Source organism: Ramlibacter alkalitolerans, from assembly GCF_016722765.1.
Classification (GTDB): domain Bacteria; phylum Pseudomonadota; class Gammaproteobacteria; order Burkholderiales; family Burkholderiaceae_C; genus Ramlibacter; species Ramlibacter alkalitolerans.
Window position 1 is genome coordinate 44,367 of record NZ_JAEQND010000022.1, and the last position, 8,349, is coordinate 52,715.

The following is an 8,349-nucleotide window of genomic DNA, read 5'->3' on the forward strand; positions in this document are numbered from 1 at the left end:
TTAGGAGCGCTCGAGCTCGATGTCGATGCCGAGCGACCTGATTTCCTTGACCAGCACGTTGAACGACTCCGGCATGCCGGCATCGATCGCGTGTTCGCCCTTGACGATGGACTCGTACACCTTGGTGCGGCCCTGCACGTCGTCGGACTTCACGGTCAGCATTTCCTGCAGCGTGTAGGAAGCGCCGTAGGCTTCCAGCGCCCACACTTCCATCTCGCCGAAACGCTGGCCGCCGAATTGCGCCTTGCCGCCCAGCGGCTGCTGCGTGACCAGCGAGTACGGGCCGGTCGAGCGGGCGTGCATCTTGTCGTCCACCAGGTGGTGCAGCTTGAGCACGTGCATGTAGCCGACCGTCACCGGGCGTTCGAACTGGTCGCCGGTGCGGCCGTCGTACAGGTAGGCCTGCGTGCGCGTGGCCGTGAGGCCCTTGACCTTGGCCACTTCCTCCGGATAGGCGACGTGCAGCATGCTGCGGATCTCCTTCTCGGAGGCGCCGTCGAACACCGGCGTGGCGAAGGGCACGCCCTTGGCGAGCTGCGTGGCCATCTCGGTCACTTCCTGGTCGGACAGCTCGTCGAGCGCTTCCTTCTTGCCGGACGTGTTGTACAGCTGGTCGAGGAAGCCGCGCACCTCGGTCTGCGCCGCTTCGCGCTGCAGCATGTCGCCGATGCGCTGGCCGATGCCCTTGCCGGCCCAGCCCAGGTGCACTTCCAGCACCTGGCCCACGTTCATGCGCGAAGGCACGCCCAGCGGGTTCAGCACGATGTCGCACGGCGTGCCGTCGGCCATGTAGGGCATGTCCTCGACCGGAACGATCTTGGACACGACGCCCTTGTTGCCGTGGCGGCCGGCCATCTTGTCGCCAGGCTGCAGGCGGCGCTTGACGGCCAGGTACACCTTGACCATCTTCAGCACGCCCGCCGGCAGCTCGTCGCCCTGCGTGAGCTTCTTGCGCTTCTCTTCGAAGGCGAGGTCGAAGCTGTGGCGCGTCTGCTCCAGCGAGTTCTTGATCGACTCGAGCTGCGAGGCGACGTCGTCTTCGGCCGGACGGATGTCGAACCAGTGGAACTTCTCCACCGACTCGAGGTAGGCCTTGTCGATGCGCGCGCCCTTCTGCAGCTTCTGCGGGCCGCCGTTGGCTTCGCGGCCGGTCAGCAGCTTGGCGATCCGGTCGAAGGCGTCGGCCTCCACGATGCGCAGCTGGTCGTTCAGGTCCAGGCGGAAGCGCTTCAGTTCATCGTCGATGATCTGCTGGGCGCGCTTGTCGCGCTGGATGCCTTCGCGGGTGAAGACCTGCACGTCGATCACGGTGCCTTGCGAGCCCTGGTCCACGCGGAGAGACGTGTCCTTCACGTCGCTGGCCTTCTCGCCGAAGATCGCGCGCAGCAGTTTTTCTTCCGGCGTCAGCGTGGTCTCGCCCTTGGGCGTGACCTTGCCCACCAGCACGTCGCCCGGCTGCACTTCCGCGCCGACGTAGATGATGCCCGACTCGTCCAGGCGGTTCAGCTGCTGCTCGGACAGGTTCGGGATGTCGCGGGTGATTTCCTCCGGACCCAGCTTGGTGTCGCGCGCCATCACCACCAGCTCCTCGATGTGGATCGAGGTGTAGCGGTCGTCGGCCACGACGCGTTCGCTGATCAGGATCGAGTCCTCGAAGTTGTAGCCGTTCCAGGGCATGAACGCGACCAGCATGTTCTGGCCCAGGGCCAGCTCGCCCAGGTCCGTCGACGCGCCGTCGGCGATCACGTCGCCCTTGGCGATCTTGTCGCCGCGCTTGACGATCGGGCGCTGGTGGATGTTCGTGTTCTGGTTGGAACGCTGGTACTTGATCAGGTTGTAGATGTCGACGCCGACTTCACCGGCGGTCGCTTCCTCGTCGTTCACGCGCACCACGATGCGGGTGGCGTCGACGTAGTCGACCACGCCGCCGCGACTTGCCGTCACGACCGTGCCGGAGTCGACCGCGGAGACACGCTCGATGCCGGTACCGACGAAGGCCTTCTCGGGGCGCAGCACCGGCACGGCCTGGCGCTGCATGTTGGCGCCCATCAGCGCGCGGTTCGCGTCGTCGTGCTCGAGGAACGGCACCAGCGAGGCAGCGACCGACACGATCTGCGCCGGCGAGACGTCCATGTACTGGATGCGCTCGGCACCGACCAGGATCGATTCACCCTTCTCACGGGCGGACACCAGGTCGCCGGTCAGGCGGCCTTCGGCGTCGAGCGTGGCGTTGGCCTGGGCGATGACGTACTTGCCTTCCTCGATGGCCGACAGGTAGTCGATCTCCATCGTGACCTTGCCGTCGCGCACGCGGCGGTACGGCGTCTCGATGAAGCCGTACTCGTTCAGGCGGGCGTACAGGGCCAGCGAGTTGATCAGGCCGATGTTCGGGCCTTCCGGCGTCTCGATCGGGCACACGCGGCCGTAGTGGGTGACGTGCACGTCGCGCACTTCGAAGCCGGCGCGTTCGCGCGTCAGGCCGCCCGGGCCGAGGGCCGAGACGCGGCGCTTGTGCGTGATCTCGGACAGCGGGTTGGTCTGGTCCATGAACTGCGACAGCTGCGAGGCGCCGAAGAACTCCTTGAGGGCCGCGGAAATCGGCTTGGAGTTGATCAGGTCGTGCGGCATCAGCGGCTCTTGCTCGGCCTGGCCCAGCCGCTCCTTCACGGCCTTCTCGATGCGCGCCAGGCCGGTGCGGTACTGGTTCTCGGCCAGTTCGCCCACGCAGCGCACGCGGCGGTTGCCCAGGTGGTCGATGTCGTCGACTTCACCGCGACCGTTGCGCAGGTCCACCAGGATCTTCACGACGGCGAGGATGTCGTCGTTGGTCAGCACCATCGGGCCGTCGCTGTTGTCGCGGCCGACCTTGGCGTTGAATTTCATCCGGCCGACGCGCGACAGGTCGTACGTGTCCGGGTTGTAGAACAGGCGCTGGAACAGGGCCTGCACCGCGTCCTCGGTCGGCGGCTCGCCGGGGCGCATCATGCGGTAGATAGCGACGCGGGCGGCGAACTCGTCCACCGTCTCGTCGATGCGCAGCGTCTGGCTGATGTAGGGGCCCTGGTCCAGTTCGTTCGTGTAGATCGCCTGGATTTCCTGGATGTGCGCGGCGCGCAGCTTCTTCAGCAGCGCTTCGGTCAGTTCGTCGTTGGCCTTGGCGATGATCTCGCCCGTGTCCGGGTCGATGATGTTGCGCGCGACCACGCGGCCGACGAGGTAGTCCTCGGGCACGGAGATGTGCGTGGTGCCGGTCTGCTCGAGCTCGCGCGTGTGGCGGGCGGTGACGCGCTTGTCCTTCGCGACGACGACCTTGCCGGACTTGTCGGTGATGTCGAAGCGGGCGACTTCACCGCGGATGCGCTCGGGCACGAACTCGAGCTGGGCGCCCGTGTCCATGAGGCGGAAGTTGTCGTTGACGAAGAAGTTCGCCAGGATGGTTTCCGGCGTCAGGCCGATGGCCTTGAGCAGGATGGTGACCGGCATCTTGCGGCGGCGGTCGACGCGGAAGTACAGCACGTCCTTCGGGTCGAACTCGAAGTCGAGCCACGAACCGCGGTAGGGGATGATCCGCGCCGAGAACAGCAGCTTGCCCGAGCTGTGCGTCTTGCCCTTGTCGTGCTCGAAGAACACGCCGGGCGAGCGGTGCAGCTGCGACACGATCACGCGCTCGGTGCCGTTGATGATGAACGAGCCCTTGTCCGTCATGAGCGGCACTTCGCCCATGTAGACCTCCTGCTCCTTCACTTCCTTGACCACCTTGGACTGCGGCGTGGAGGACTCGCGGTCGTAGATGATCAGCTGCACCTTCGCCCGCACGGCGGAGGCGAAGGTCAGGCCGCGGGTCTGGCATTCGCGCACGTCGAACGCCGGCTTGGCCAGGTTGTACTCGATGAACTTCATCTCCACGAACCCGTTGTGCGAGACGATCGGGAAGGCGGAGTCGAACGCAGCCTGCAGACCTTCGATGGTCCGTTTCTGGGGTGGAAGGTCGGCTTGGAGGAAGGCGGTGTACGCATCCTTCTGCATCTGCAGCAGGTACGGCACTTCGAGCACGCTGTCGCGTTTGCCGAAACTCTTGCGGATGCGTTTGCGTTCGGTATAGGAATAGGCCATGAGTTCTCCGGGCTATCAAGCTCTTGGCAACTGACGCGCCCCCACACCAGCGAAGGGGTGGGCGGCGTTCTTGGCGGGGTGGCCACTACCACCCTTGGCGGACGGCCCGGCGTTGCACCGGGCCCGAACCAAGCAGTTCTCTGCAGTCGGATCAGAGAACACTGGGAAACCGGTTGGAGCGATGTGCGCGGTGTTCGTTCGGCACAACAAGCAAACCAGCTTGCCAGTAGTCTCTACAAGCGGCAAAGGCTGGAGGCCTTTGGAGCCTCCAGCCCTTCCAGGGTGAACGGAATTACTTCAGTTCGACCTTGGCGCCGGCGTCTTCCAGCTTCTTCTTGGCAGCTTCAGCGTCGGCCTTGTTCATGCCTTCCTTGACGGGCTTCGGCGCGCCATCGACCAGGTCCTTGGCTTCCTTGAGGCCCAGGCCGGTGATTTCACGCACGGCCTTGATCACGGAGACCTTCTGCGCACCGGCTTCCATCAGCTGCACGGTGAACTCGGTCTTCTCTTCGACGGCGGCGGCAGCCGGGCCGGCGCCACCGGCGGCCGGGGCCGCCATGGCGGCGGCGGACACGCCGAATTTCTCTTCGATGGCCTTGACCAGGTCATTGAGTTCCATGACGGACATGCTGTCCAGGGCCGTCAGGAATTCGTCTTTGTTGAATGCCATTTTGAACTTTCCGAAATAAGTTGGTGATCCGTAGGGCTGCTATGCCACCGCTCAGGCGGCGGCGGGTTCGGCAGCAGCGCCTTCTTCCCGTTTCTTCGCCAGCGCCGCCAGCACGCCCGCGGTGCGGGACATGGGCGACATCAGCAGGCCGCAAAGCTGCGCCAGCAGCACTTCCTTGGGGGGAATGCTGGCCAGCTGCTTCACGCCGTTGACGTCCAGGGCCTTGCCCGCGAACGCACCACCGCGAATGACCAGCTTGTCGTTGGTCTTCGCGAAGTCGGCCACCACCTTGGCAGCGGCCACAGCGTCCGTGGAGAAGCCGTAGATCAGCGGACCGGTCATCTGGTCACCGACGACTTCGAACTGGCTGCCCGCAACGGCGCGGCGGGCCAGGGTGTTCTTCAGAACACTCAGGTCCACGCCAGCGCCGCGCGCGGCGACGCGCAGCTTCGTCATGTCGGCGACCGTGATGCCGCGGTATTCCGCCATCACCAGCGTTTGAGCTTTAGCGGCGAGAGCGGTCACTTCACTGACGACCGCTTCCTTCTCACTGCGATTCAGACTCAAGGTCTACTCCTTTGATTGCGCTTGGAGAGGTCTCCTTGCGCGCCCTTTGTTAAGCGACCAACTGTCTTCCGGAAATCTCTCGAAATCTTTCAGTCAGCGGGATCGCCATCTGCGTTGGCTTGCCGATTAAGGGCATTGCTGCCCGCCAACGGTCTTGGATGGCCCGCCGGGTTGCCCCTGCGGCCCACCACACCGGCCCGACGCCTTGCGGCGCCGGGCCAATTCGGTCACGCCTGGGCCGGAGCCTGGGCGTTGACGGTCTGCAGGTCGACGCGGACACCCAGGCCCATCGTCGAGGACACCGCGATCTTGCGCAGGTACACGCCCTTGCTGGTCGCCGGCTTGGCCTTGTTCAGCGCTTCGATCAGCGCGACCAGGTTGCCTTGCAGCTTGTCGGCGTCGAAGGAACGGCGGCCCAGCGTGGCGTGGATGATGCCGGCCTTGTCGGCGCGGAACTGCACCTGGCCCGCCTTGGCGTTCTTGACCGCGGTGGCGACGTCCGGCGTGACGGTGCCGACCTTCGGGTTCGGCATCAGGCCGCGCGGGCCGAGGATCTGGCCCAGCTGGCCCACCACGCGCATGGCGTCCGGCGCGGCGATCACCACGTCGAAGGGCATGTCACCCGCCTTCACGCGGGCCGCCAGGTCGTCCATGCCGACGATGTCGGCGCCGGCGGCCTTGGCTTCTTCGGCCTTGGCGCCCTGGGCGAACACGGCCACGCGCTTGGTCTTGCCGGTGCCGTTGGGCATCACGACCGCGCCGCGAACGACCTGGTCCGACTTCTTGGGGTCGATGCCCAGCTGCACGGCCACGTCGATGGACTCATCGAACTTGGCGGTGGCGGCGTCCTTGACCAGGCCGATGGCGGCGTTCAGGTCGTACAGCTTGGTGCTGTCGACCTTGCCTTCCAGGGCTTTCTGCTTCTTCGTGAGCTTTGCCATGATTTAGAGGCCCTCCACCGTGACGCCCATGGAACGGGCGGAACCAGCCAGCGTCTTGACCGCGGCGTCGATGTTGGCCGCGTTCATGTCCTTCAGCTTGGTCTTGGCGATCTCTTCGAGCTGCGCGCGGGTGATCTTGCCGACCTTGGTGGCCAGGGGCGAGGAAGAGCCCTTGTCCAGCTTGATCGCCTTCTTGATCAGGGTCGTCGCGGGCGGCGTCTTGATGATGAAGGTGAAGCTCTTGTCCGCGAACGCGGTGATCACCACCGGCAGCGGCAGACCGGGCTCGACGCCCTGGGTCTGGGCGTTGAACGCCTTGCAGAACTCCATGATGTTCAGGCCGCGCTGGCCGAGCGCGGGGCCGATCGGGGGCGACGGGTTCGCCTTGCCGGCCGGGACTTGCAGCTTCACGAAGCCGACAATCTTCTTTGCCATGTCTGATTTCCTTGCGGGTGGTAGCGCCTTGCGGCTCCCCGGGGTTGGGGCTCTTGCCGGGGTTCCCGGCGCGCTGCGCGCGCGGTCACCACCAGCCTACGGTTCCGGCGCGTTGCCGCGACGGAGCCACCAGGATTCGCGCCGAGCCGTACTGCGCGAATCCGGGTTCGTCAGGTCTTTTCGACCTGGCTGAATTCGAGTTCGACGGGCGTCGCGCGGCCGAAGATCGTCACCGACACGCGCACCTTGCTCTTCTCGTAGTTGACTTCCTCGACCGTGCCGTTGAAGTCGGTGAACGGGCCGTCCTTGACGCGCACGTACTCGCCCACGGTGAATTCGACCTTGTGGCGCGGCTTCTCCACGCCCTCTTCCATCTGGCCAAGGATCTTGGCGACTTCCTCGTCGCTGATCGGGGCCGGGCGGTTCTTGGCGCCGCCGACGAAGCCGGTCACCTTGTTGGTGTGCTTCACCAGGTGCCAGGACTCGTCGTTCATCACCATCTGCACCAGCACGTAGCCGGGGTAGAAGCGGCGCTCGGAGCTGCGCTTCTGGCCGTTCTTGATCTCGACCACTTCCTCGGTAGGCACCAGGATCTCGCCGAACATGTCCTGCATGCCGGCGCGGTTGATGCGCTCCTTGATGTTGCGCTCCACCGCCTTCTCCATGCCGGAGTAGGCGTGCACCACGTACCAGCGCAGGTCGGGGTTCCTGGCCTTGGCTTCGGCGCCGGGGATCGGGGGCGTGCCCTGGGTGTTGTCGGTCGTGTCGCTCATTACTTCTTCCAGCCCAGGATCAGGTCGTAGAACACCCACTCGAGGGTCTTGTCGGTCAGCCACAGGAACAGCGCCATGATCACGACGAAGCCGAACACGTAGGCCGTCATCTGGATCGATTCCTTGCGGGTGGGCCAGACGACCTTCTTGGTTTCCTTGACCGCGTCGCGGCCGAAGGCGATGAATTCCTTGCCCGGCTCGGACGTGAAGAACACGGCCACGGCGGCGACCAGGGCGACGATCAGCACGCCCCACTGGACGACCTGGCCCTGCTTGCCCAGCAGATAGAAGGCAGCGAGGCCGGCAAGCACCAGCGCAATGGCGCCACCCACCTTGGCCTTGTCGGCGCCAGTGGTGACGGTTTCAACTTGGGTCGTGGCCATGGACGGGGCTTTTCCTGCTTCAATCACGGTGTCGTTCAAGACACCGAAGCCCGTCCGGGGGACGGGCTTGGTTTCGGGGGCTTGCCACTCAGGTGGCAGGGGCAGTAGGAATCGAACCTACAACCTTCGGTTTTGGAGACCGACGCTCTGCCAATTGAGCTATACCCCTCCGCTAACCGGCTTTTCCGGGGAACCCGACATTATCGGACGCCCGGAATAACCTTGCAACAGCCGGGGGCAGATCCAGCACCTGGCCAGAGCTACCCGCGGTGTCTTGTCACTCCATGATCTTGGCAACGACGCCGGCGCCGACGGTCTTGCCGCCTTCGCGGATGGCGAAGCGCAGACCCTCTTCCATGGCGATCGGGGCGATCAGCTTGACGGTGATCGTCACGTTGTCGCCGGGCATGACCATTTCCTTGTCCTTGGGCAGCTCGATGGAGCCCGTGACGTCGGTCGTGCGGAAG

Annotated in this window: 8 protein-coding genes and 1 tRNA gene; all 9 read right to left on the reverse strand. The window is 65.1% G+C overall.

The genetic code is table 11. The features are described from left to right. Positions 1–4,113 (reverse strand): DNA-directed RNA polymerase subunit beta, encoded by a 4,113-nt coding sequence (gene rpoB / locus JI746_RS26925; protein WP_201693405.1) that lies wholly within the window; start codon positions 4,111–4,113, stop codon positions 1–3. Between the two features lie 292 nt (positions 4,114–4,405). Further along, a complete protein-coding gene (rplL, locus tag JI746_RS26930) occupies positions 4,406–4,783 on the reverse strand; it encodes a 50S ribosomal protein L7/L12 (protein WP_201693406.1) in 378 nt (125 codons plus the stop codon). A gap of 51 nt (positions 4,784–4,834) precedes the next feature. Continuing rightward, positions 4,835–5,350 carry a 50S ribosomal protein L10 gene (rplJ, locus tag JI746_RS26935; protein WP_201693407.1) on the reverse strand — a complete coding sequence of 172 codons (516 nt, stop codon included), beginning with the start codon at positions 5,348–5,350 and terminating at the stop codon, positions 4,835–4,837. Positions 5,351–5,577: 227 nt separating this feature from the next. Then, on the reverse strand, positions 5,578–6,291 hold the full coding sequence (rplA, locus tag JI746_RS26940) for a 50S ribosomal protein L1 (RefSeq protein ID WP_201693408.1): 714 nt from the start codon (positions 6,289–6,291) through the stop codon (positions 5,578–5,580). A gap of 3 nt (positions 6,292–6,294) precedes the next feature. Continuing rightward, on the reverse strand, positions 6,295–6,726 hold the full coding sequence (gene rplK, locus JI746_RS26945; protein WP_201693409.1) for a 50S ribosomal protein L11: 432 nt from the start codon (positions 6,724–6,726) through the stop codon (positions 6,295–6,297). A 170-nt stretch (positions 6,727–6,896) separates the two neighbouring features. Then, positions 6,897–7,499, reverse strand: a complete 603-nt coding sequence (gene nusG / locus JI746_RS26950) for a transcription termination/antitermination protein NusG (protein WP_236600177.1) — start codon at positions 7,497–7,499, stop codon at positions 6,897–6,899. Then, complete coding sequence (secE, locus tag JI746_RS26955; protein ID WP_201693410.1) at positions 7,499–7,882, reverse strand: preprotein translocase subunit SecE; 384 nt, start codon at positions 7,880–7,882, stop codon at positions 7,499–7,501. The genes nusG and secE overlap by 1 nt, the downstream gene beginning before the upstream one ends. A gap of 93 nt (positions 7,883–7,975) precedes the next feature. Further along, a tRNA-Trp gene (locus tag JI746_RS26960) sits at positions 7,976–8,051 on the reverse strand. Between the two features lie 108 nt (positions 8,052–8,159). Continuing rightward, the coding region (locus tag JI746_RS26965; RefSeq protein ID WP_456239082.1) for an EF-Tu C-terminal domain-related protein at positions 8,160–8,349 on the reverse strand (190 nt) is incomplete at its 5' end.